Here is a 23,577-nt window from a genome sequence, read left to right on the forward strand (position 1 = left end):
ATCAACTTTTCATTGATGTTTAAAAGCAACAATCTTTAATAGAAGTAACTAGGAATTTATGATAAATAGTGGGTAGTACAAAAAAAGACACCCGATCTTCTATGATCAAGTGTCGTCATCTTTAAATAGCTTCTAAAATACTCTCCATGTAGGTTTGGGTAAACACCTGAAAGCATAGATCGAGCATTTGATTGATCTCTTGAATGATAAAAATTACATCTTTTACGCTAAATTCCTCTTGTTCCGCCAGGCGTTCAATCACATGAATAATTTCTTTGCGAATAAAAGGAGAAGATTGCATGGAAACATCCAGTGACTGTCCGTATTCAAGCGCATAGCGAGCAGTTTGAATCGCCCATACTTTTAATCCGTCCTCTCTTGCTGACGGTGAAAGCATTAGTGAGCTGCCGGTAAGTTGGACTAATTTCATAATATAATCGGTTGACGATTGGTGATCAAAGAGCTGTTTATCTTTTATCGGATATTTCTTAAACCGTAGTGTGAGTATGTGCTCAGCCAACGCTGGTGCCTCATCGATGAGTACTTTGGCTAATGTGTGCTGGATCTGATTCAAGATGGTGACCTCCTATTTTAAAAGATATAAGTATCGAAATGTTAAGAAGTGAAGCATTATCTTTAGTATTACTTAATCAGATAGGGTTGTCACGAACAATCGAGCTAAATAATACCAAATTTACAAAGAGACAGCTGTGATCAGCTGCCCTCTGTTTCTATTTGTTTTTCTTTTATAAAGAATGAGATCACTAGGCCGATTAACGACAGTACGGACACAACAATAAAGGCCATGTTCGCGCCATACATATCGGGATGTGAAATTTCAGGTCGCGCTGCTGCGGTTTCGGCGGTTGTTGTCATGACCGTGACTAAAATGGCTGTACCGACGGAGGCTGCAATCATTTTCATCGTGTTATCCATCGCTGCGCCATGTGGAATCAAGCGCTGCGGAAGGCGGTTGAGCCCAGCCGTTGCAACGGGCATCATAACCATCGCAAGCCCAAACATCCTAACCCCATACATTACGGTTAAAAACGTGAAAGAAGTGGTCGGACTTAATGTGGCGAAAGCAAACGAAGATCCGGTAATAATCGTCAATCCGATAATTGCAAGCCAGCGCGCACCGAACTTATCAAAAAGTCTTCCGGTAATGGGTGACAAGAGGCCTGTGATGAGGGCGCCTGGTAAGAGCGCAAGCCCCGCTTCAAACGCGGTAAAGTCTCTCATGTTTTGCATGAATAGCGGTATGATCGTCTCCGCTCCAATCAGCCCTAAGAACGTGATCATTCCGATGATGATCGTAAGCGGGAAGGTGGAGTTCGCGAACACTCTAAACTCGAGCATTGGGTGTGCTAACCGCAGTTGACGTGTGATGAATAAAACTAGCGCGATAACACCGATCGCGAGCCAGAGCAATGTGCTAGGCGCTGTCCAACCTAGATTTCCTGCACACGTAAATCCATAAAGTAATCCTCCAAAACCGAACGAAGACAAAATGATGGAGGTTACATCCACTTTTGTCTTTGATGTTTCCGTAACATTTTTTAACGCAAAAAAAGCTACGAAAATATCAATGATCGCGATCGGCAAGATGATGAAAAAGAGTACGCGCCAAGAGTAGTGTGATGTTACCCAGCCTGAAAGAGCAGGGCCAATGGCCGGTGCAAACGAGATGACGAGTCCGACTAGTCCCATCGCTGACCCACGTTTGTTCACGGGAAAAATCATGAGAAACACGGTCTGCATAAGAGGCAGCATCACCCCAGCTCCACTCGATTGAATCACCCTTCCGAGCAATAGTGTCTCAAAGTTTGGTGCTAGTCCTGCAACGAGTGTTCCAACAGCGAACACGCTCATGGCGGAAATGAAAAGTTGCCGTGTTGTGAAGCGTTCGAGCAGGAAGGCGCTGACCGGAATCATGATCCCATTGACGAGCATGAACACGGTCGTCAGCCATTGAGCACTGTTCGCTGTGATGTTCATCTCCTTCATGATCGGAGGAATCGCGGTGATCATGAGTGTTTGATTCAAGATCGCAATAAACGTTCCAGCGAGCAACAAGGCAACGATCGTCGATTGTTTAACATTTTGTGTCGTTTCCATAACCGTTCATTCCCATCTAACAATTAATGATGAGTACAGCTTACAGGATTTTTAATGGAAATGACATTAAGATGCTTCTATATTTATGAGTGCATCGAAGGAAACAGTAAGTTGAGTTTCGGTAAGTGCGGTAACCTTACGACCCATAGAAGTTGAGGAAGACCAATAGGACATGCACGAAGACCCATGGGAGTATTGGGATGAAACATTGAAGGTTTTTAGCCTCATTAATATCTTAGATATGATAGCTTCCATACACGCTCACTCACAAAAGAAGATTTTTTTCACAAAAAAGTGATCTGATTTGACTACTTTTAACGTATATATTATATTACTGTATTTATGGACTGGCTTTAACTAAAGAGGTGTTGCAACATGAATATCGTTAAAGTGTTAAAACAACTAGGTGACCGATTTCTCAAACTGAGGGTATACGATTTATCGGCACAGATGGCCTATTATTTTTTAATGTCGGTCTTTCCATTTTTGCTCGTTATCTATTCATTGCTGACATATTTACCACTGAAAGAAGAAAATATACTAGAGCTAGTCCAGCCGTATGCGCCTGAGAGCACATACAATCTAATCGATAAGACATTATCCTATACGGTTATGAGACAAGAAGGAAACCTATTATCGTTCAGTTTGATCGTCACATTGTGGCTTTCATCAATGGGTTTTCAAAGTATGAAGCGTATCATGAACGATGCGTACCAAGTACGAAATGACGAGAACATGCTAAAACAGATTTTAGAAAGTTTATTGTTAACCGTCGGATTCATGCTCGCTGTCCTGTTCTCGGTATTTGTACCGTTGTTTGAAAAAATCCTGCGGGTGTATTTGGAAGGCATCTTTTCGAACCTTGCTTTTCAAAAGCTATGGATCATCGTGCAGTGGGGAATAGGAACCGTGTTTTTGCTGTTATTTTTTATCATGCTCTATTCCTTTGCTCCGAGCATCAAGCTTGGATTTAAAAAAGTACTTCCAGGTGCATTTTTTGCGACGATCGGCTGGCAGCTCGTTTCAATGGGCTTTGCTACGTACGTGAGTGGAAGCAACTATTCTGCGCTCTACGGGCAAGTAGCAGGTCTTGTCGTATTGATGTTATGGTTCTACCTTTCTGCGATGATCATCATCCTTGGTGGGTTGCTGAATACCGTGGTGCATCCAAGTAAATAAATAATGAAGGCTGACCTTTTGGAGGGTCAGTCTTTTTTCTTCTCCTTTAAACAACTCTATCCATATACTATAATGGTAACCATCTAGCAGTTTTTAATGAAGTAGGTGAATGACATGAATAAAACGATCAAGGATATAGCGAAACTCGCTGGCGTTGCGAAAAGTACCGTTTCACGCTATCTGAACGGCGGCAATGTTAGTGAAACAACGAAAGCGAAAATTCGAAAAGTCATTGAAGAGACCAATTATGAGCCGAACTCATTCGCTCAGAGCTTAAAAGCGAAGAAAACTAATTTTATTGGTGTGATTGCTCCTACATTAGATTCGTATGTAACGTCTACTGTCTTAATGGCGATTGATGAAGAACTAAGAAAGCGTGAATATACGACGCTGATCATCAGCACGAGCAAGCATGTAGATCGAGAAATTGAAAGCTTGATCAACCTTTCACGTCAAAAAGTGGACGGTATCATCCTTATTTCTACGGGTATTACTGATAAGCATTACGAAACCATCCAGGCGATTTCTATTCCGGTACTCGTTGTAGCGCAGGAAGTGGATGCGTTTAACTGCATCATAAACGACGATTATCAAGCTGGTTTTGCAATGGGACAATACATGGCAACTCAAGGGCATCGATCGATTGTCTATCTGGGCGTAACCGAAAGTGATGTAGCAGTTGGACAGAAGCGTAAGCAAGGGGTTTTGGATGGACTTGCACAAGCAGGAATTACAGACGTTCAAACATATGTCTCACAGTTCGATTTACATAACGCTTCTGAAGTCACAAAAAAAGTACTTGAAACTTCAGCACCCACAGCTATCATATGTGCCACAGATACGATCGCATTTGGAGCGATGAAGACCATCTCGAAGCTCGGAAAAAAAGTGCCAGATGATTATTCGCTGGCTGGTTTTGGAGGATATAACATTTCGGAAGTCATCCATCCAACACTAACAACGATTCGTTTTAAAAATGAGCAAACGGGTATCCAAGCGGCTAGAACGATCATCAGTATGACAGAAGGCGAAGAAGTTCAGAAACTACAGGTCTCCGGATTTCACTTCATTGAAGGGGAAAGTGTGAAGAAAATATAAGCTGATAACGTTTTCAGAAAAGGGTTGCAAAATGTTATCAGCTATTTTATTATAGGTTTGTGGAACCGGTTCCCATTAGTTTCTACACAATAATGGGAACAACGGAATTTTTTTATCACAAATTGGAACCGGTTCCGGATACGTGTTTAGGGGAGGAACAAAATGATGGCTGATTCTACTATAAAATCAAAATACCTGCCTACCGTTAAGGAAATGATCAGATTAATAGGCGAAAAAGAAAATATTCAAGGCGCAGCTCATTGTGCGACAAGACTGCGACTTGTACTCAAAGATAACTCGCTGGCTGACACGAAAGCTATCGGTGAACTTGATCATGTGAAAGGATCGTTTGTAGCTGGCGATCAGCTGCAAATCATTATTGGAGCAGGAACGGTCAATGACGTGTATGCCGTATTTACGGAGGAAGCTGGCATTTCTGGAATGTCACTTGGCGATGTAAAAGAACAATCCGCTCAAAAACAAAATGCATTCCAAAGAGGAATTAAAGCATTGTCTGATGTGTTCGTCGAAATTATTCCTGGCTTGCTTGCGGCTGCACTCTTAATGGGTGTTACAGGACTGTTAAGCCAAAAAGGAATCTTTGGTCCGAAATCAGTTGTAGAGATGTATCCGGCCATTGAAGGGTTCAACCGTTTCATCTCGATCATGTCTACTGGTATTTTTACGATCTTACCGCTACTCGTTGTTTATTCAGCAACAAAACGGTTCGGTGGGAATCCCGTACTTGGTCTTGTGCTTGGCGCGATCATGCTTCACCCGGATCTTGCTAATGCTTATGCCGTTGGAAACGGGACGGTTAAACCAGAAGTAATCAGCTTATTTGGTTTAAAAGTGTCTCTTGTTGCTTTCCAAGGCGGTATAATCATCGCCCTGATGATGGGATTTGTTATTGCGAAGCTGGATAAATTCTTTAGCCGAAAAGTACCTGATATGATCAAACTTTTCTTGGCACCGTTCTTAACGATTGTGGTATCAGGGTTTCTATTGTTTTCAGCAGTCGGCCCGTTAGGCCGCTTGCTGTCAGATGGAATTACAAACGGTCTGATGTGGTCTGTTGATCATCTTGGTATTGTAGGATTCATGTTGTTTGCAGGTGTTCAGCAGATCATCGTAATCACAGGTCTTCATCACGTGATTGGAGCTGTAGAGGCTCAATTGATCGCGGATACAGGTTCAAATTTCATAATGCCATTAATGTCTGTTGCCTTGATGGGGCAGGGTGGAGCTGTTCTCGGTTACACGCTAGCGATGTGGAAAAGTGAAAAAGCAAGACAGATCGGTGTTTCTGCATTCGGTTCAACGTTGTTTGGGATCTCAGAGCCAGCTCTGTTCGGAGTAAACGTTAAATACAAGTTTCCTCTGATCATGGGAAGTATCGGTGGCGCGATCGGCGGAGCTTACGTCTACTTATCAGGCATTAAAGCTCTTGGTTTTGGTGCTACCGCTATACCTGGATTTGCGATCATCGCTGCAAAAGATAGTGGTCATCTTCACTATGTAGCGGCAAACCTGTTGGCGCTCGCAGTCGGAGCGATTTTAACGATCATTTATTTAAAAGTAAGAAAACCAAACATGGACTAATCTCAAGGATGAGAGGGAGAAATTCCTCTCATCGCTATTTTTAAGCAGGAGAGGACTCATTATGGCAAAATATATGGAACCAAAATATAGAACGATCTTGGAAGCACAAGAAAATGAATTGGAGAATTTGAAAGGGATGTCGGCTACTTCCGCATGGAAGCCAGCTTTTCATATACATCCTCAGTTCGGATTGATTAACGACCCGAACGGTCTTGCGTACTTTAACGGTGAGTTTCATGTGTTTTACCAGTGGTATCCGTTCGATGCTATGCACGGCATGAAGCACTGGGCGTATGTGAAATCAAGCGATCTCGTGAACTGGGAAAGACAGCCCGTCGCACTTGTTCCAATAGAGGACTACGAATCACATGGGGCGTATTCAGGAGCGTCCCTTGAAGTGGATGGAAAGCTGTACATGTATTACACAGGCAACATCAAATATAGTGCAGAAGAGAGATCGGCTAACCAGTGCCTGGCGATCATGGAGAAAGACGGCACGATTACGAAATATGCTAACAACCCTGTGATCGAAGGAGTTCCAGAAGGGTATACGGGACATGTTCGGGATCCGAAGGTCTTTGAAAAAGACGGACGCTATTACATGTTATTAGGTGCTCAGCGCACGGACCAGACAGGTGCACTCATTGTCTATGAATCTGAAAATGCAGTGGATTGGCGCTTTAAAGGTGAACTGAAGCTAGCTTTAGATCTACCGAATTCTGTCTATATGCTAGAGTGCCCGGATTATTTCGAAGTTAGCGGGAAAGATGTACTCATTGTCTCTCCGCAAGGCTTAGATGCTGATGGGCACAACTATCATAATCTATATAATGTGATCTCTGTTATCGGAAAGTTAGATATTGATAGACTTACTTTTGATGTAGAAACACATCACGAACTGGATAAAGGTTTTGACTTTTACGCACCACAATCGTTCGCAGGAAAAAATAACGAACGTCTTCTATTCGCATGGGCTGGAATGGGAGAGGTCGAGTACCCGACAGACAAGGAAAAATGGGCGCATTGCCTTTCAATCCCACGTGAACTCGAGGTTGTGGATGGTAAGCTTCGTCAAAAACCAGCTGATGAGTTAAAACAGTTAAGGGTACGATCTGAATCCTCTGAGATGGAGATTGTGGAGGGAGCAGTTGAGATACAGAATGCGTTAGATCAATACGAGTTGGAGCTTGATTTTAGCGATATAGAAGCGAACCAGTTTGGCGTAGAATTGTTTGCATCAGAAACGGAAGGTCTAGTCCTAGCATTTGACCGAGAAAAACAAACCGTCTCTGTGAACCGTGAGAAATTTGATGCAGCATTTGGCGGCGATTTCGGATATGTGCGAAGTTCAGAGCTTGCAAATGGTGATTCAGTTAAGATTCGCGTGTTTGTTGATCACAGCATAGCAGAGATTTTTATCAATGATGGCGAAGTTGTGTTTACGACAAGAGTGTTCCCTAAAAAAGAATCAAAAGGAATCAAAGTGTTTAGTGATGATTCATTGAGTGGTAGCTATACGAAGCACGAGCTATCTCAAGGAATCACGGTTTAAGGTAAGGGTGGGAGTATGTCAAAACTATTTTCAATCGGCGAAGTACTAATTGATTTTATTCCAGAACAAAAAGGCGTGGCCTTAAAAGATGTCGTTTCGTTCGAACGTGCTCCCGGAGGGGCTCCGGCCAATGTTGCCGCTGCGGTTGCAAAATTTGGACATGAGGCATCGATGATCACGAAACTTGGACATGATGCGTTTGGTGATTTTCTTATCGAACAGCTGAGAAATGCAGGAGTAGAGACAGATAAGATCTCTCGCACGAAAGAAGCGAATACAGGGCTTGCGTTTGTTTCGTTAAAAGAAAACGGTGAGCGCGATTTCTCCTTTTACCGAAAACCTTCTGCTGATCTGCTTTTAAGTAAAGAAGAGATCGATGAGAAGTGGTTTAGTGAAGGAGACATCCTTCATTTCTGCTCCGTGGACCTTGTGGAAAGTCCGATGAAAGAGGCACATCGGACAGCTGTTCAGTTTATGAAGAAAAAAGGTGGACTCGTGAGCTTTGATCCGAACGTAAGACTGCCGCTATGGGAGAGTCCGGCAGATTGCCGGAATGCGATTCATGAGTTTTTACCGCACGCACATATCGTGAAAGTGTCTGATGAGGAGCTGGAATTCATCACAGGTATCCATGATGTGGATGAAGCCATTCAATCAATGTTTGTAGGTGATGTGCAAGCCGTAGTGTATACGAAGGGTGCAGCAGGAGCTGACCTATACGTAAGAGATACAAAGTTTGAATCATCAGGGTACAAGGTTGAAGTTCAGGATACAACGGGTGCAGGTGATGCGTTTATCGGCGGATTTTTGTTTAAACTGCTAGAGGCTGCAGCTACACGTGAGAATTTAGTAAACGTACTCCAAGAGTACCATAAAGATATTTTGCAGTTTGCGAATGCAAGCGGTGCATTAACGGCAAGTGGGAAAGGTGCGATCTCAGCACTGCCGAATAAGACACAAGTACTGGAACTTGTGGATAGGGATTAAGCAAGGCGAGAGGCGGTCTTTAAAAGTAGATATACTTTTGACCGCCTTTTTTGATGTGAAGAGTGGTGAATTTTACGGTACGCGTTCTTATATTTGTTACACGTTCACCGCTAATGTGTTTGTTTCCACCTGTAAACGCAACGTATTCACCGGTAACGTTGCTCCGAGCACCGATGATCGCTACCTTTTCACCGATAAAACGCTCGTCACCACCGCTAAGAACAAAATTCGTACCCAAATAGTCATCCTCACACCTAAAAAAGCTCTCTAAAAAAGAAAAAAGAATCTACGGAAGTAGATTCTCTCCTCATTTAACAATATCAACTCACAAAACCCCATACTTTTCATCTCGAACATCGGTAATGAACATGTGTCCGGGAGCGTGTGTGATCATGATCTCTGGTTTCACATGCATCGCGACAGCTTGAGGTGTTACCCCACATGCCCAAAACACAGGAACTTCACCGTCATGAAGCTGAACAGGGTCACCGAAATCTGGTTGATAGAGATCAGCCACACCGATTGCTTCGGGATTTCCTATATGAACCGGAGCTCCGTGAACAGAAGGGAAGCGGCTTGTTACTTGAACCGCTCGAACGACATCTTTTTCAGGAACCGGGCGCATACTCACGACCATCGGACCTTCAAATCGGCCGGCCTTTACACATTCGATGTTTGTTTTAAACATCGGAACGTTGCATCCCCGCTCGATGTGGCGAACAGGAATTCCGTTGTTCATCAATGCATGCTCAAACGTAAAGCTGCAACCAAGCAGGAAGCCGACCATGTCCTCACTCCATAGTGATGTAATATCGGTACACTCTTCAACAAGTTCACCGTGACGATAGACGTTATACTTCGGTATGTCCACGCGCAGATCGGCACCAGGCGCAACTAAGGCAGGAACGGCTGAACCTGGCTCCGTTACATCAAGCACCGGACAAGGTTTCGGATTTCGCTGACAAAATAAAAGGAACTCAAACGCCAAATCTTTCGGCAACACGACAAGATTTCCTTGTGTAAATCCGTTTGCGAGTCCACTTGTTGGCTTTCTCCACTCACCACGTCGTATCAGATCACGGGCTTCAACTGGAGTTAAACGGTCTAGTGCGTTCATAAGAAGCTCCCCTTTTTATAAGTAGTTAAGCGAAAAGTTTCGGAACTTCTGTGTACATCGTGTAAACACTCATCGCGGCCATGATCAGAACGATCACGACGCCAAAGATTGTCATCCACATCGGATGCTTGTAATCTCCAACGATCTTAGGCTTGTATGCTGCAATCAACATTACGCCGAGTGAGATTGGGAGAATGAGACCGTTTAAAGCACCTACGAGAATCAAAATGGCAACAGGTTTTCCAACGAGTGCGAAGACCACGGTCGAAATGGCGATGAAACCGATGATGATCCATTTGTGGTATTTTTCCAATGTTGCACTGAATGTACGGATGAATGAAACGGACGTATACGCTGCACCAACAACAGATGTGATGGCAGCGGCCCACATAACGACACCGAACATTTTGTAGCCAATGTTTCCGGCAGCTAACTGGAAAACAGAAGCTGGTGGGTTCTTCGGATCAAGCGCAAGACCTTGAGATACGATTCCAAGTGCGGCTAAGAATAAAAAAATACGCATGATGGATGCGATCCCGATTGCGGAGATAGAACCTTTTGTTACTTCTCCTAAGCTTTCTTTTCCTTTAATTCCTGCATCAAGCAACCTGTGTGCTCCAGCAAACGTGATATATCCACCGACCGTTCCACCGACCAGTGTGACGATCGCTAAAATATCAATCGTGTCGGGTGCGAACGTCTTTACGACTGCTTCTCCAACAGGAGGTTGCGCTGTGAACATGACATAGACGGTTAAAGCGATCATGACAAAACCGGCGACTTGTGTGAAACGGTCCATCGCTTTTCCAGCTTCACGCACAACGAATACTAAGATGGCCACGATCCCACTGAGTATAGCTCCCGTTGTAGGGGAAACGCCGAACAGAACATTTAGACCAAGTCCAGCACCGGCTATATTTCCGATGTTAAACGCGAGCCCTCCTATAACAATCAATATCGCTAGGAATACACCTAAGCCTGGAAGGACGGCATTAGCGATATCTTGTGCTCTTTTTTCAGAGACAGCGATAATTCGCCATACGTTCATCTGCGCGCCAATATCAATAATGATCGATGTTAAAATAACAAAACCAAAACTCGCTGCGAGAATGGACGTAAAGTGAGTAGTCTGGGTTAAAAATCCTGGGCCGATCGCAGATGTTGCCATCAAGAACGCGGCGCCTAAAAGAATACTAGCTTTTGACTCTTTTTTCATAACTTACCTCCTAAATTACTTCGATTCTTGTCGGATCTTAAGTGCGATTCCTTGTTTTAACTGGTGCAATTTCTTTTCACGGTCTAAATAGAGTTGTTGAGCCACTTCGTGTGAAACTTCGACGAACTGTACTTTGTCTCCAGGCTTCAGCTGCGCCATGATTGAGAGATCAACTGTAGCGATCTGCCCGATCTTTGGATATCCCCCGGTAGTTTGGCGGTCCGCAAGAAGTACGATCGGATTGCCTTCTGACGGAACTTGAATCGTGCCAAAGCTCACAGCTTCAGAAAGCATTTCTTGTTTCTCTTGAAGTTCAAGCTGGGGTCCTTTTAAGCGGTAACCCATCCGGTCCGATTGTGATGTCACTTCAAAGTGCTCGGTAAAAAGCTTCATCTGGCTTTCTGTTGTGAACCAGTCATATTGCCTCCCTTTCATAACACGGACTTGCGGTTTGGAAGCAGAAGACGCGATAAAATCTGAAGAGATCGTCCACTGCATCTCCACAAACTTTTTCTCTCCACGTTGGGCGTCTAAAACTTTAGTTATTTTTTCGGAAAGTTCACTTGGTTTTCCGATAGAAAGCTCATCGTCATTCTGAATGGCTTTCCCATTGTGTCCGCCGATTCCAGCTCGTAAGTATGTAGATTTACTGTTCATAACTACTGGCACATCAAAACCGCCAGCTACAGCGAGGTAAGCGCGGCATCCCGTTTTACAGCCGCCGAATTTTAGCTTGCTGCCAGCCGACACGAGCACGGAGCGCCACAACTTTACAGGTTTTCCGTCAATGGAAGGAGACAAGTTTCCTCCGCAGATCGCGATTAGCGTATCTTCATGAAACACCATATCAGGTCCGAGCAGCGTAAGCTCTAATGTCGCTTCATTCTCATCATTTCCAACTAAAGAATTTGCTATCCGATGTGCTGTCGTGTCCATGACACCACTCGTGATCACACCATATTTTTGTGATCCGTAACGGCCAAGATCTTGAACACTCGTTAGGAGGCCTGGTTTTGTGATTTTAATCATTTTGCGTCCTCCTCATATTTTTGAAACTCTTCTTCTGAGATCGGTACAAATTTGATCTGGTCACCCGCTTGAAGAAGGGAAGGTGTTTCTCCTTCTGGGGTAAAGAGCTTTTCTGGTGTTTTGCCGATCAGCTGCCATCCGCCTGGCGTTTCGATCGGATATACGCCTGTTTGTTTGCCGGCAATCCCAACGGAACCAGCAGGAATCTTCAGTCTCGGATTACTTCGTCTCGGTGCTGCGATTCTTTCACTCATGCCACCGATATACGGAAAGCCAGGAGCGAATCCGATCATATAAACGGTGTATTCACCATTCGAATGGATATCAATCACTTCGTCAACCGTAAGTCCGTTGTGATTCGCGACTTCCTCTAAATCTGGACCAAACTCACCGCCATAACAGACGGGAATCTCCACCACACGAGGTTCAGCGTTATCATCCACTTCTAACTCATCTAAAAGCGGTTCCAAAAATTTGCATACTTCATCATAAGGAAGAGAGGTTGTTTCAATCTTCAACGGATCATAAAAAACAGCAACCGTCGTAAATCCAGGTACGGTCTCAATCACCCAGTCAAACGCATGCTCTTCAAAGAAAGAGGAGATTTTTTTGACTTTTTGCTGGATCTCAGGGCTCATATCTTGTCCGAGTTCAATGATTAAGCTGTTATCGCCTAAAGGCTCAATGGTATATTTCATCGTCAGATCTCCTGTCTTTTTATGTAAAATTAATCAGAATATTTGTATATTTATAAAGGTCTAGTATATAGCAATTCTTTCTCTAAAATCAAAGGGTTATTGAAAAATCCAATAATTAATTGTAGTGTAAAAAATTACAAATTAAATAGTTGTCTTTTTTATAACTTATCCCTATAATACAAGTAATAGTTTGTTCTTTATAAAGAACTTAATTGTTCGTTATATTTCATTTTCCTATAAAAGAAATCGTGCTTTTTCTAGTTTCTCTATATTGAACATTTTAACACTACCTATTCGGAGGGATTGTTATGCAGGAGAAAATGAACATTATAGATACGATAAATGTATTAAAACGTAGAAAAACAATCATTTCAGTAACTACATTAACTTTGTTTTTGTTCTCCTGTTTAGTCATCGTTTACTTCATGTCTCCTAGTTATCAATATTCAAGAGAAGTTCTCGTTGGAGGATTGCAACAAGATAATACAGTTAATGGTAACTTGCAGCTTATTAACTCTTATAAGGATGTGATTAAGAGTCAGATCGTGATGGAAACGTTAAAGAAAGAATTAAATTTAAACCGATCTAGTACTGATATCCGCAATCAAATTTCTGTTCTTAATAATGAAAACTCTCAAATAGTAAGTATAGTAGTGAATGATCAGGATGCTCGTTTAGCCCGTGATATTGCGTTGACTGTGACGGCTGTTTCAAAAGAAAAAATGAAGAGGTTTACAGAAGAGGATAATATACAAGTCCTTAATGAAACTGGCATTGAAGAAAGTGCAAGCATTCAATTCATGCCTACAGTTCTTGGTGTTGTACTCTCCCTCATCATTTCCATTTTAGCTGGTGCATGCCTTGCCATAATTATTGATAGTTTGGATGACAAGTTGAATCATCCTAAAGAAGTTGAAGACATCTTCAATGTACCCCTTCTCGGAATTATTCAATCTCGTTTAGAAGTAGAAGAAAAGAGAAAGACTGATATTTTCATAAGAAGGGAGTCACTTGAGTTTTATGGAAAACAAGAATCGATCTTATGATCTGAATCAAACGTACTCAATCATTAGAAATAACATAGAGATGGGAATGCAGGAGAAATGGAAGACACTTATGATTACTTCTCCAACCTTAATAAAGGGTCAACACATGATAGCAATCAATATTGCGAGTTTACTTTCAAAAGAAGGAAAGAAAGTTTTATTGCTAACTAATACACAAAACAATAGCTTTTCAAAAATTAAACAGTTAGTTGACCAAAAACAATCAGACTATGATCATATTCTTTTCTTTTCAACTAATTATTTAAACAATGTGGACATGCAGCGGTTAACAGCTACCTGTGATGGAGTTGTGCTTGTCTTACAAGAAAAAGTTACAAAGAAAGAAGATATGAAAAAAGTAAAAATGCTTCTTCAAAAAAGTAATACCGATTTAATTGGAATTATCTATCGAAAAGCGCCTAAAATGCGTTTAAACCGTTTTTTTGGAAAGGGGCGTAAAGCTGTTGAGAGTTGAGCACATACGAGTACATGTTCAACAAGTAGAACAAAAGAACCTTTCATCATTTACAAAAGCATTTGAATGGAGTAAAAGGATACTAGATATTCTGATATCTTTAACAGCACTTATCATAATGTGGCCATTACTTATCGTCGCGTGTATCGCGATTAAAATGGAGACTCCTGGTTCTCCTTTATATCTTCAGGATAGATTAGGACTTGATGGTAGGCCAATTCGAATTATTAAGCTTCGTTCCATGTATATGGATGCCGAGAAATACGGGGAAATGTGGGCTTTAAAGAACGACCCTCGTATTACAAAGATTGGATCATTCCTACGAAAAACAAGAATAGATGAAGTACCCCAGCTCTTCAATATTTTAAGAGGAGAGATGTCTCTAGTTGGTCCTCGTCCAGAGAGGAAATTCTTTTATAATCAGTTTGAAGAGCAGCTTCCTTATTTCATAAAACGAACAACTGTAAAGCCCGGTCTAACAGGATGGGCACAAGTGAATGGTGGTTACGATCTTACCCCTGAACAAAAACTTGCATTCGATCTTCACTACATTCAACATGCATCTCTCTGGTTTGATCTCAAAATCCTTTTCCGTACGATTAAAGTCCTCATTACTGGTGATGGTGCAAGATGAGGTCAATCGTATCAAACGTTATTCACCTTTTGTATAGCACGGTTCTTTCTAGAATATTGTTCGCTGCAGCACTGATCGTTCTTGCTCAATATTTAAATGCACGGGAATATGGGATGTTTAGTGTGGCTTTAGCGTTCTCTATGGTAATGGGTTTTTTTACGGATGCAGGAGTAAGTAACACAGTTATTCGAGAAAGCTCCAAGACGAGTGCAAACATTGTTAAACTTTTATCCTCTTATATAAAGCTTAGATTGATATTACTTTTCGGGACATTGTTCGTATCTGTTATTTTTATTGAACTTTTTTACGAAAAAGAAGGTTTGAAAGAAGTTTTTTATTACATGCTCGTTCCTGTAATTACTGGGCTTGCTCTACAAAACATTAGTATCACTTATTTTCAAATGGTCGAAAAGATGCATAACGTAGGTTTGATCAGAATCTGGTCTTCAGTAGCATGTGTTGTATTTGTGGTGATAGGTATGTTGTTAAAACTACCTGTAACGATCATCGCGTTATTGTTTGGATTTTCTTACGTTTTAGGTGGACTGTATAGTTTATTAATTTTATTTAAACACACTCGTGTTCATTTAAGAGAGGCGTTTGAGAAGAAAATATTGTTTCAGTTGTCCCCTTTTATCGTTAGTGGCCTTCTTATGATGTTATTGCCACAGCTAGGTCCTCTCGTATTAGAGAAAACGTTGTTACTACACTATGTGGGTTTGTTTGCAATTGCATATAGAATTCCCTCAGCTCTCTATCAAGTGCCAGGCGTTGTTGCAGGTGCTTTTTACCCTGTCCTTTTTAGATATTGGAATTCGGGCGACAGGGAAAAGCATCTAAATCTTAACATTACACAGCTGAAAGTGATGGGGTTAATAGGTATCATCATCACGATTCCTTTGTTTCATATGTCCACTGAAGTGATTCGGCTATTATTTGGAAAAGAGTGGTTGAGTGCGTCAGAGCCACTGCGAATTGTTTCTATTGTTCTTTTTTTACAGAGTCTTAGCTTTGCCCTTGCAGATGGATTGACAACGAAGGGGCTTCAAACTAGGAGAACATGTATTCAGTTAGTAGCCGTTCTTTTAGCAATTGTGGTGTATTATTCTTTGAGTTTACGATTTGGCCTGTATGGTGCTGCTTACTCTGTTGTTTTTATTGAGTGCTTTGCAGTTATTTGTTTCTGGTTGGCAAATCCAAGCTGGTTTTTGATCGGAAAAAGAGTGTTGTTGCCCTATCTTGTTACTGGAGTCGTTTCTCTGTATGTAACCTCCAGTTTTATTGATCAGTCTATTTTCTCCGCTGTACTAAATTTATTTATCATATTGTTCTTACCTTTACTGGATGGAGAGCTGAGAAGTGTTATTCTGAATCGATATAAAATAAGTCAGACTCAGCAAGTTTTACAATACAAGATAAAGGAGAAAAGGCTATGAGAGAAAAGATATGTATCCATTTTTCTTTTCTTCTTTTATTTCTCTACGTTTTTCGCTTTCATCTTTTTGGCAACAAAGAACAGCTGTATATCGTTCTTTTTGTCTCCATAGTAAGTCTGTTGGCATTTTCAATTTTTTTTTCAGATATAAAAAAGCAATATATCTTTGTCACCCCTTATAATTATGGCTTTCTCATCCTCTTAATCTATATGACTGGATCTCTTTTTTACTTGAAATACACATTTATGATGTTTTCAGGTGTTAGTCTCATTCTTGTATACGTTGTTATATTAATTTTGGTGGAATATATAGCTCATCAAAATTTATTTTGGCGCATGTACAGAAGTTACTCATTCGGTGTTCTATTTACATGTCTGTTCGTTTCCATTCTGCATAATCTAGTATCTATTGAAATAATAGAAAATCGGTTTGGATGGTTTGAATATCAAGGAGAGGTTATTTCTGACCCTAATTATTTTGCTGTTTTCATAGGTTTATCACTGTTCTATTTTTGCTTTACTCACAAAATAAGAAGTATTGCGCAGAACATCGTGATTCTATTGCTCTTAAGTTATTTCTTTCTTAATACTTTATCAAGAGGTGTGGTGTTAGCATTTCTTATCACGTCGCTACTAACCTACCTTTTAAAAGAAAAAAATAAACCGAGAATTTTATTCTATTCTTTGGCAGGGATGCTTTGTGTGCCAATCATTTACTTAATCTACAGCAAATTTGGTAGTGAGAACGCTACAGGTTTAAACTATCAATCGTTTAATCGTTTTTTCTTAAGAGATTCTAGTGACAGGTTAGATGTTTGGAGCGCAATCTATAACGGTTTTTCTAATAGTGATCGTTTTACACTTTTTTTTGGAAATGGTTTTCAGAGCGGTAGTTCAATCGGAGCAAAATATTATTTAGGATTGGAACCAACACTAACGCAACTTACTTTTAAAAACCCCCACAACATGTTTTTGCAATTTCTAGTCGAACTCGGCATTGTCGGAACACTTATTTTATCTTTGATATTTTTTTTCTTCTTTATAAGAACCTTCCTTCAAATTCAAAAAGGAAACTATGTACCACTCAGCCTTTTAATATTTTTCGTCATTGTGAATACGAGTTTAAATGTAATGGGTTTTAGAGAGTTGTTTTTCATCTATGGTATCTTGCTGCTCAGTTCAATCCGTTTAACAAAAGGTTTAGATCGCACGGAAAGAGAGGTAGTTTTATGAAATTTTCATTAATTATGGCAACGGTAGGAAGAGAAAATGAAGTTATTGCTTTCCTAAAGAGTTTAAAGCAGCAGAGTTATAAGGATTTTGAGCTAATTATCGTTGACCAAAACGACACTGATTTCCTCAGACCGATTGTTGAAGTTTACAAGGAAGCTTTTTGTATCAAACACATTAGATATTCCAAAAAAGGACTCTCTTTAGCGCGAAACCGAGGACTGCAGGAAGCGGAAGGACAGATTATTGCTTTTCCGGATGATGATTGTCTGTATTCAAACGGTTTACTTTTGAATGTTTGCCGTTTTTTTGAGAAAGAAACAAAAGTTGATGCCATTTCTGTCGCGTGGCATGACGCAATCAGCGGAAATCGAATTAAAAATTTTGGTAAAAGAGAAGGAGTTATCAATCGACTTAACATATGGACGCAAGTTAGTTCCATCACGCTTTTCATCAAACATCATGTCTTTCATCATATTAAAGGATTTGATGAAACACTTGGTGTCGGTCCACATTCTAAATGGAAAGGTGCTGAAGATAAAGATTTCCCGCTTAGACTTTTAGATGCAGGTTTTACTATGCACTATGTACCTCATATTATCGTCTATCACCCGGCCCCGGTCCTATTGACTAAGGACCTGACTCAACAGCAAAAAAAAGAATTGATTCGCAAGACATTTATTTATTCTGCGGCCGCTGGATACGTTATGAAGAATCACCAATATTCTCTGATTATTAAATTAGGAACAATAGCAATTGGGATAGCTAAAACTGTACTTAGTATACTACAGTTCAAACCATTTCTTGTAAGAATTAGAATTGCATCTATAATAGGAAGATTGCATGGCTTCTTGAATTAAATTTTGGTGGAATGGAGTGGAAGGTAAGATGAACTATTCTGTTTTAATGTCTGTGTATGCAAGGGAAAAACCTAAATATTTGCAAGAGGCAATCGAGAGTGTCCTACATCAAACTTTAGCTCCTAGTGAATTCATTATTATAAAAGATGGACCATTAACGAAAGAACTAAATAGGGTTCTTGAATCATATACGGCAAGTTATCCTGAACTGGTTAAAGTCATCTCACTCAGAGAAAATATGGGGTTAGGAGAAGCGTTACGGATTGGTGTCAAACACTGTAAGTACGAGGTCATAGGACGCATGGATTCAGATGACATCTGCCATCAGGATCGTTTTAAGAAGCAAATTTCTTATTTGATGGAACATCCTGATGTTGATGTAATTGGTTCTTGGATTCAAGAATTTGATGAGAATGGTGATCAGTCCACCTATATTAGAAAAGTTCCCAGCTCTGCAGATAGAATTAAAATTTACAGCAAAAAAAGGAATCCGTTAAACCATATGACCGTTGTATTTCGTAAGCAAAGTATTCTCAGAGTAGGAAGTTATCAGTCATTTTTATGGAATGAAGATTATTATTTATGGGTGCGGCTACTAAATCGGGGATTCAAACTTGAAAATTTGGAAGAAGTCTTAGTTTTTGCACGGGCCGGAGAAACTATGTTCCAAAGAAGAGGTGGAATTAAATATGTGTTAAATGAAGTGAAATTACAGCGAGAATTTTATAATATGAAATTCATTTCGAATTCTGAATTTATAACTAATGTGGTAACACGAACATTAGTAAGGGTAGTTCCAAATGCTTTGAGAAGTTTTATCTATAGGAAATTCCTTAGAACAGCAGGATGAAACAGTAATTAAAGACACCTATAGTAGGTTTTTAACCTACTATAGGTGTCTTTTTGTTTTTGTGAGTAAGACCTAAACAGCTCATTTTAATTGAAAGTTTTAATGAAAATACATTTCATTGTGATAAAAACCTGTGTTTACTTAGTTTAAAGAGAAAAACTTATTTAATAGTTAAAAGAGGGTCATAATTTTTAGAAAATTATATTGTAACCGTTTACAAGTTGGATTATAATATTGAAAAGTGAAACGTTTCTATTGGTAAAATGAGGATTTTAGGTATCACATAACAATCAAAACGTTTATATTTACCTAAATTCCTATTTTTTTGAATAATATCGAAACGTTTCGAATTACTGTACCAAACGCATCACCCACTTGATTCAAACTTATTTTTACTCCAGTACCCCGGTTACTCCGGATGAAGAGGTGATTTATGAAAAGCATAGCTATAAAAGATGAAAAAGTGATCGTGGACGGTCAGGAGGTCTTCTTGTTCGGTGGAGAACTTCACTACTTTCGAATTCCTAAGCAAGACTGGCGCGAGCGCATCCAGCAAGTTAAAGAAGCGGGAGCGAACATGATCAGCACGTACGTGCCGTGGATTTTTCACGAGTATGAGGAAGGTGTTACGGATCTTATCGGAACCTCTCGGCCAGAACGTGATCTACAAACATTTCTGCAGCTCGTAAAAGAAGAGGGGATGTACTGTCTAGTCCGTCCGGGTCCATATGTGATGGCAGAGATCGTGGATCATGGGGTTCCAACGTGGTTCATCAATAACTACCCGGAGGCGGTAGCGAAAACGAACGTTGGCGATATTCATCCAACACGAGTCGTGAGTTACAGTCACCCAACCTTTTTAGAAAAGACGGAACTTTGGTATGAAAAGGTTTGTGCCGTTATTAAGCCGTTTCTCGTAACAAATGGTGGTCCAGTCATTCTTTTTCAGCTCGATAACGAAGTAGGAATGTTCCACTGGGTGACGAACCAACCCGATTTCAACACTTCAACACTACAAGAGTTCGAACAACATCTGAGAACAAACTATACGGAGCAATCGTTTCAAGAAACGTTCCGCATTCCGTTTAGCGAGATTCGGTCGTTCGCGGAAAACATGACGAAAAAGCCTGAAGCGATCTACGCCCACGCTCTACGAAACGAATTTGGACTCTTTTTAAGACAGCATTACAAGCGTTTCATCGAGCATCTGAAACAGTCAGCAGAAGAGAAAGGCATCGATGTTCCGTTCGTCGTGAACATTCATGGCTTTCATGGAATCGATATCTTAAAGCGCGGAACGATGTACCCGATCGGCATTTCGCAGCTGCTCGAGACCGCTAAAATCGAAAACACACTCATGGCGGGTGATTATTACATCGGTAACATCGAGTATGACAGCTATGTGGATATCGTTTTAGCGAACGCCTTTACAAAAGCGATCCAATGGAAAGAGCAGCCGCTTTTCTCAGCAGAGTTCCAAGGCGGAAGCATTCACGACAAGCCAAAGCTCCAACCGACAACGTTTGATCTGACGACGCGGTTATGTATCGCGGACGGGATGAACGGCGTGAACTATTACATGTTCGGTGCGGGTGAGAACTATGAAAACATCGGTTTGTTCGGCAGACGTCACGATTGGCAGGCGCCACTTACAAAGTCAGGTCAGAAGAATCCGCATTATCCGGTGATTCAGCATATCGGAAAGATGCTACAAACCTTTGAAAACTCACTTCTGCAAACGAAGCCAGTCGTTGATACGCATCTCGGTTTTTATCCGGATTATTACATGACGGAGTTTCATGATGAGCATACGAAACACATGGTCGACCACATTCAGCGTGATCGTGAAACCTTTATGGCGAACGGTATCGCGAAGGCGCTTCGCGTGAACAACATCATCTATGATGCGATCAACGTGCAGGATGATGCCGAAATCAATCCGAATGAAATCCCTTCTCTATGGATGTTTACCACAGAGTGGATGAATGAAAACATTCAGCAAAAACTCGTCACGTATCTAGAGAACGGTGGAAAGCTGATCCTGTTCCCGACGATTCCGACAAAAACGCTGAAAAACGTACCATGTACAATCCTAAAAGACTACATCAACGTAACGGTAAAAGAAACAAAGCACCGCGTGTTCGGTCAGATTGATCAGGCAGACAACGTGTTGATTGACCGAGCTGAAATCTATGAAACAACAGATGGCGATTTCGCACATATCGAGGACAAGCCGGACCATGTAATCGCGTTTGAAAAACAGCTTGGAAAAGGTCAGCTCTATATGTTTGGAATCGGTATGGATCACGGCTTTCACTATCAAAACGACATCATCGTCGAGCTTGCCAAACGAGCTGGGATCGAGAGTCGTTTCACACTAGAAGAAGAGCTTGATATTACCGTTCGATCTTCACCAGAAAAAGGAGACTTCTTCTTCCTTCAAAACTTTGATGAATTTAAGAAGTCAACGACGATCACGTATGACGGAACCACCCTTTTCGGTGGAAAAGAAATCTCAATACCGATGCGTAGCGGCCTCATGCTACCAGTTAACGTACTGTTACATGAAGAACTGTTCATCGAATACGGAACGGGTGAAATCTACGAAACCTTACACCAACAAGACGAGATCTCACTCACTATAAAAATGGTTCAAAAAGAAGAAGAATTCGTCTTCCGTTCCTCTTCCTGGAAACCTGTAGACACGAAAGAGGTTTCAATAGAGGAAGTCCAAGAGCACACATTCAAAGTGCTGATTCAATCAACAGAAGAAACAGCATCCATTCGGTTTCAACCAGCGTTCGCAAACGCTATTCAAATATAAGTAAGGCTATCTTCTAGTTGCTGCTAAAGTAATTTTTTCATTCTCATCTCTGAATAAGTTGATTGAAGTGTAGGGTGAGAGACTCCTGCGGAACAAGCGGTCAGGTGAGACCCTTAAAGGCGCAAAGCGGCAAGGGGCTCACCGCCTGCCCCGCGGAAAGCGAAGCACCCGAAACGGAAATCAACACTTTCAAAAGCAACATAGCAAAATAGCCCAAAAAATTAACGGGAGTTGATAGGTAATGAAGAAAGTATTATCACTTTTCATGATCATCGCACTGCTATTTTCAGTAGCAGCTTGTAGCTCAGATGAAAAAGCAAGCTCTGATGAAAAGAAAGAAAACGTAACGATCTCATATGCAAGCTGGTCACTTGGTACAGAAAAAGAACAAAACCTTGAGCGCCTGATGATCAAAGCGTTCGAGAAAAAGTATCCGAACATCAAAGTGAAGATCGACGAGTCGATTAATCCAACAGACTGGAACGGAACACTCGCTGCTGCAGCAAGTGCGGGCAAGATGCCAGACGTTTTTGCTCTTCCGCAAATTCCATCGTCACTATCAAACGACTGGTTGATGGACATCACGAAAATGACGGAAAAAGATAAAGATTTTGCTAACATTCCAGAAGCGGTTCGTGAATCAGCAACTTACAACGATAAAGTGTATGCGGTTCCATTCGCACAGCATTTCTTAGGCTACCTAGTAAACAAAGATCTGTTTAACGAAGCGAACCTGGATTACCCTGAGTTTGGTTTTTCACTAGAAGAGTACACGAAATCCATTAAAGAAGTAACGAACATCAACAAAGGTGTAGCCGGAACGAACCATGCGTTCTCTGTAACAGACTGGTATCCGGCTGCGGCAAACCCAGACATGGGCTGGTACACGGTTAAAGACGGACAATATTCTCTTGATTCAAAAGAATTCATCGCAGGAGCTAATCTTGCAAAAGAAATCACAACAAACAACTACGCGTACGAGTCACTTCCAGATGACTTGAAAGCGAATTTTAAAGGCGAGAACCCAGAAGAAGTTTGGATGAACGGACAAGTTGCTGTGAAATGGGACGGTACTTGGGGAGTTCCTGCTCTTGTTGAAAAAGGAACATTCGACTTTGATTTCATCGGTCTTCCAGGTGGAAGAACGGGTGTAACGAACGACTTTGTTGGAATCTCTAAAACAAGTAAACATGCAAAAGAAGCATTCCTTTTCTCTAAGTGGATGTCATTCGGTAAAGAAGGTTTCATGAAGCGTATGGAAATCGCTGAAAAAGAAGGAAAAGCACTAAACACACTACCTGTTAACGCAGATCCTGAAATTTTAGACGAGTACTTTGCGATCAATGAAGTACCTGGAATCAAAACAGCTTATGACAACTTAGACAACGCCATCGTTGAGCCGGTTAAAACGGTACCTGGCTATGTTGATGCACGTTGGGAAGCACCAACTGGCGTGAAGGTTGGAGAAGAAGCGAACGCGAAAGTGGCTGTGATTTTAGATAACGTAATCAAAGGAAATCTGAAGATTGAAGACTACGCAAAACAGCTTGATCAATTAGCAGACCAAAAGAGCAAAGAAGCAAGTGAGGCTTTAAAAGATAAATAGAAAGCCTGAAGTTTAAGGGGA

Annotated in this window: 21 protein-coding genes; 14 read left to right on the top strand and 7 right to left on the bottom strand. The window is 41.1% G+C overall.

What is annotated here, in order from left to right; translation table 11 throughout:
• Nucleotides 1-121 precede the first annotated feature (121 nt).
• Complete coding sequence (locus tag ACFS5O_RS06530) at nucleotides 122-574, bottom strand: hypothetical protein (protein ID WP_205725178.1); 453 nt, start codon at nucleotides 572-574, stop codon at nucleotides 122-124.
• Between the two features lie 140 nt (nucleotides 575-714).
• Nucleotides 715-2,118, bottom strand: a complete 1,404-nt coding sequence (locus ACFS5O_RS06535) for a DHA2 family efflux MFS transporter permease subunit (RefSeq protein ID WP_205725179.1) — start codon at nucleotides 2,116-2,118, stop codon at nucleotides 715-717.
• Between the two features lie 375 nt (nucleotides 2,119-2,493).
• Here ACFS5O_RS06535 and ACFS5O_RS06540 point away from each other — a divergent pair, with 375 nt between their 5' ends.
• The 5 genes from ACFS5O_RS06540 (at nucleotide 2,494) to ACFS5O_RS06560 (ending at nucleotide 8,536) form a co-directional block, all read left to right on the top strand.
• Nucleotides 2,494-3,297, top strand: a complete 804-nt coding sequence (locus ACFS5O_RS06540) for a YihY/virulence factor BrkB family protein (protein WP_205725180.1) — start codon at nucleotides 2,494-2,496, stop codon at nucleotides 3,295-3,297.
• A gap of 114 nt (nucleotides 3,298-3,411) precedes the next feature.
• Nucleotides 3,412-4,395: a LacI family DNA-binding transcriptional regulator gene (locus ACFS5O_RS06545; RefSeq protein WP_205725181.1), complete on the top strand. Its 984-nt coding sequence runs from the start codon at nucleotides 3,412-3,414 to the stop codon at nucleotides 4,393-4,395.
• 162 nt (nucleotides 4,396-4,557) lie between these two features.
• Nucleotides 4,558-5,997, top strand: a complete 1,440-nt coding sequence (locus tag ACFS5O_RS06550) for a PTS transporter subunit EIIC (RefSeq protein WP_379838853.1) — start codon at nucleotides 4,558-4,560, stop codon at nucleotides 5,995-5,997.
• A 61-nt stretch (nucleotides 5,998-6,058) separates the two neighbouring features.
• Entirely contained in the window at nucleotides 6,059-7,549 is a 1,491-nt protein-coding gene (locus ACFS5O_RS06555; RefSeq protein ID WP_205725183.1) for a glycoside hydrolase family 32 protein, read from the top strand.
• A gap of 15 nt (nucleotides 7,550-7,564) precedes the next feature.
• A complete protein-coding gene (locus tag ACFS5O_RS06560; protein ID WP_205725184.1) occupies nucleotides 7,565-8,536 on the top strand; it encodes a carbohydrate kinase family protein in 972 nt (323 codons plus the stop codon).
• 19 nt (nucleotides 8,537-8,555) lie between these two features.
• On the opposite strand, the gene ACFS5O_RS06565 is transcribed toward ACFS5O_RS06560, so the two are convergent.
• The 5 genes from ACFS5O_RS06565 to pxpB all read right to left on the bottom strand — a co-directional run bounded on the left by ACFS5O_RS06565 (nucleotide 8,556) and on the right by pxpB (nucleotide 12,596).
• On the bottom strand, nucleotides 8,556-8,774 hold the full coding sequence (locus ACFS5O_RS06565; protein ID WP_205725185.1) for a hypothetical protein: 219 nt from the start codon (nucleotides 8,772-8,774) through the stop codon (nucleotides 8,556-8,558).
• An 87-nt stretch (nucleotides 8,775-8,861) separates the two neighbouring features.
• The gene (locus ACFS5O_RS06570) at nucleotides 8,862-9,653 is read right to left on the bottom strand and encodes a putative hydro-lyase (RefSeq protein ID WP_205725186.1); all 792 of its coding nucleotides are present in this window, start codon (nucleotides 9,651-9,653) and stop codon (nucleotides 8,862-8,864) included.
• Nucleotides 9,654-9,678: 25 nt separating this feature from the next.
• Nucleotides 9,679-10,869 (bottom strand): NRAMP family divalent metal transporter, encoded by a 1,191-nt coding sequence (locus tag ACFS5O_RS06575; protein ID WP_205725187.1) that lies wholly within the window; start codon nucleotides 10,867-10,869, stop codon nucleotides 9,679-9,681.
• A 15-nt stretch (nucleotides 10,870-10,884) separates the two neighbouring features.
• The gene (locus ACFS5O_RS06580) at nucleotides 10,885-11,898 is read right to left on the bottom strand and encodes a 5-oxoprolinase subunit C family protein (RefSeq protein ID WP_205725188.1); all 1,014 of its coding nucleotides are present in this window, start codon (nucleotides 11,896-11,898) and stop codon (nucleotides 10,885-10,887) included.
• Entirely contained in the window at nucleotides 11,895-12,596 is a 702-nt protein-coding gene (pxpB, locus tag ACFS5O_RS06585) for a 5-oxoprolinase subunit PxpB (RefSeq protein WP_318300125.1), read from the bottom strand. The genes ACFS5O_RS06580 and pxpB overlap by 4 nt, the downstream gene beginning before the upstream one ends.
• Before the next feature lie 308 nt (nucleotides 12,597-12,904).
• On the opposite strand from pxpB, the gene ACFS5O_RS06590 reads away from it, so the two are divergent.
• The 9 genes from ACFS5O_RS06590 (at nucleotide 12,905) to ACFS5O_RS06630 (ending at nucleotide 23,556) form a co-directional block, all read left to right on the top strand.
• On the top strand, nucleotides 12,905-13,642 hold the full coding sequence (locus tag ACFS5O_RS06590) for a YveK family protein (RefSeq protein ID WP_205725189.1): 738 nt from the start codon (nucleotides 12,905-12,907) through the stop codon (nucleotides 13,640-13,642).
• Nucleotides 13,643-13,748: 106 nt separating this feature from the next.
• Nucleotides 13,749-14,117, top strand: a complete 369-nt coding sequence (locus ACFS5O_RS06595) for a P-loop NTPase family protein (protein ID WP_205725190.1) — start codon at nucleotides 13,749-13,751, stop codon at nucleotides 14,115-14,117.
• A complete protein-coding gene (locus ACFS5O_RS06600) occupies nucleotides 14,086-14,751 on the top strand; it encodes a sugar transferase (protein WP_379838858.1) in 666 nt (221 codons plus the stop codon). The genes ACFS5O_RS06595 and ACFS5O_RS06600 overlap by 32 nt, the downstream gene beginning before the upstream one ends.
• On the top strand, nucleotides 14,748-16,187 hold the full coding sequence (locus ACFS5O_RS06605; RefSeq protein ID WP_205725191.1) for an oligosaccharide flippase family protein: 1,440 nt from the start codon (nucleotides 14,748-14,750) through the stop codon (nucleotides 16,185-16,187). Before ACFS5O_RS06600 ends, ACFS5O_RS06605 begins: the two co-directional genes overlap by 4 nt.
• A 335-nt stretch (nucleotides 16,188-16,522) precedes the next feature.
• Nucleotides 16,523-17,419 (top strand): O-antigen ligase family protein, encoded by an 897-nt coding sequence (locus ACFS5O_RS06610; protein ID WP_318300151.1) that lies wholly within the window; start codon nucleotides 16,523-16,525, stop codon nucleotides 17,417-17,419.
• Entirely contained in the window at nucleotides 17,416-18,276 is an 861-nt protein-coding gene (locus ACFS5O_RS06615; protein ID WP_205725193.1) for a glycosyltransferase family 2 protein, read from the top strand. The genes ACFS5O_RS06610 and ACFS5O_RS06615 overlap by 4 nt, the downstream gene beginning before the upstream one ends.
• 16 nt (nucleotides 18,277-18,292) lie before the next feature.
• On the top strand, nucleotides 18,293-19,126 hold the full coding sequence (locus ACFS5O_RS06620) for a glycosyltransferase (RefSeq protein WP_318300127.1): 834 nt from the start codon (nucleotides 18,293-18,295) through the stop codon (nucleotides 19,124-19,126).
• A gap of 433 nt (nucleotides 19,127-19,559) precedes the next feature.
• The gene (locus ACFS5O_RS06625) at nucleotides 19,560-21,950 is read left to right on the top strand and encodes a beta-galactosidase (RefSeq protein WP_205725194.1); all 2,391 of its coding nucleotides are present in this window, start codon (nucleotides 19,560-19,562) and stop codon (nucleotides 21,948-21,950) included.
• 241 nt (nucleotides 21,951-22,191) lie between these two features.
• Nucleotides 22,192-23,556, top strand: coding sequence for an ABC transporter substrate-binding protein (locus ACFS5O_RS06630; RefSeq protein WP_205725195.1), 1,365 nt, complete (start codon nucleotides 22,192-22,194; stop codon nucleotides 23,554-23,556).
• The last annotated feature ends 21 nt before the right edge of the window (nucleotides 23,557-23,577 follow it).

The sequence above is a fragment of the Fictibacillus nanhaiensis genome (assembly GCF_042686385.1).
In the GTDB taxonomy this organism is placed as follows: domain Bacteria; phylum Bacillota; class Bacilli; order Bacillales; family Fictibacillaceae; genus Fictibacillus; species Fictibacillus nanhaiensis.

Excerpts from the sequence above, each read along its gene's own strand:
- ACFS5O_RS06540 (WP_205725180.1), top strand. The coding sequence starts at position 2,494 with ATGAATATCGTTAAAGTGTTAAAACAACTAGGTGACCGATTTCTCAAA.
- ACFS5O_RS06545 (WP_205725181.1), top strand. The coding sequence starts at position 3,412 with ATGAATAAAACGATCAAGGATATAGCGAAACTCGCTGGCGTTGCGAAA.
- ACFS5O_RS06580 (WP_205725188.1), bottom strand. The coding sequence starts at position 11,898 with ATGATTAAAATCACAAAACCAGGCCTCCTAACGAGTGTTCAAGATCTT.
- ACFS5O_RS06630 (WP_205725195.1), top strand. The coding sequence starts at position 22,192 with ATGAAGAAAGTATTATCACTTTTCATGATCATCGCACTGCTATTTTCA.
- ACFS5O_RS06560 (WP_205725184.1), top strand. The coding sequence starts at position 7,565 with ATGTCAAAACTATTTTCAATCGGCGAAGTACTAATTGATTTTATTCCA.
- ACFS5O_RS06595 (WP_205725190.1), top strand. The coding sequence starts at position 13,749 with ATGATAGCAATCAATATTGCGAGTTTACTTTCAAAAGAAGGAAAGAAA.
- ACFS5O_RS06615 (WP_205725193.1), top strand. The coding sequence starts at position 17,416 with ATGAAATTTTCATTAATTATGGCAACGGTAGGAAGAGAAAATGAAGTT.
- ACFS5O_RS06535 (WP_205725179.1), bottom strand. The coding sequence starts at position 2,118 with ATGGAAACGACACAAAATGTTAAACAATCGACGATCGTTGCCTTGTTG.
- ACFS5O_RS06570 (WP_205725186.1), bottom strand. The coding sequence starts at position 9,653 with ATGAACGCACTAGACCGTTTAACTCCAGTTGAAGCCCGTGATCTGATA.
- ACFS5O_RS06610 (WP_318300151.1), top strand. The coding sequence starts at position 16,523 with ATGTACAGAAGTTACTCATTCGGTGTTCTATTTACATGTCTGTTCGTT.
- ACFS5O_RS06590 (WP_205725189.1), top strand. The coding sequence starts at position 12,905 with ATGCAGGAGAAAATGAACATTATAGATACGATAAATGTATTAAAACGT.
- ACFS5O_RS06550 (WP_379838853.1), top strand. The coding sequence starts at position 4,558 with ATGATGGCTGATTCTACTATAAAATCAAAATACCTGCCTACCGTTAAG.
- ACFS5O_RS06555 (WP_205725183.1), top strand. The coding sequence starts at position 6,059 with ATGGCAAAATATATGGAACCAAAATATAGAACGATCTTGGAAGCACAA.
- pxpB (WP_318300125.1), bottom strand. The coding sequence starts at position 12,596 with ATGAAATATACCATTGAGCCTTTAGGCGATAACAGCTTAATCATTGAA.
- ACFS5O_RS06575 (WP_205725187.1), bottom strand. The coding sequence starts at position 10,869 with ATGAAAAAAGAGTCAAAAGCTAGTATTCTTTTAGGCGCCGCGTTCTTG.
- ACFS5O_RS06625 (WP_205725194.1), top strand. The coding sequence starts at position 19,560 with ATGAAAAGCATAGCTATAAAAGATGAAAAAGTGATCGTGGACGGTCAG.
- ACFS5O_RS06605 (WP_205725191.1), top strand. The coding sequence starts at position 14,748 with ATGAGGTCAATCGTATCAAACGTTATTCACCTTTTGTATAGCACGGTT.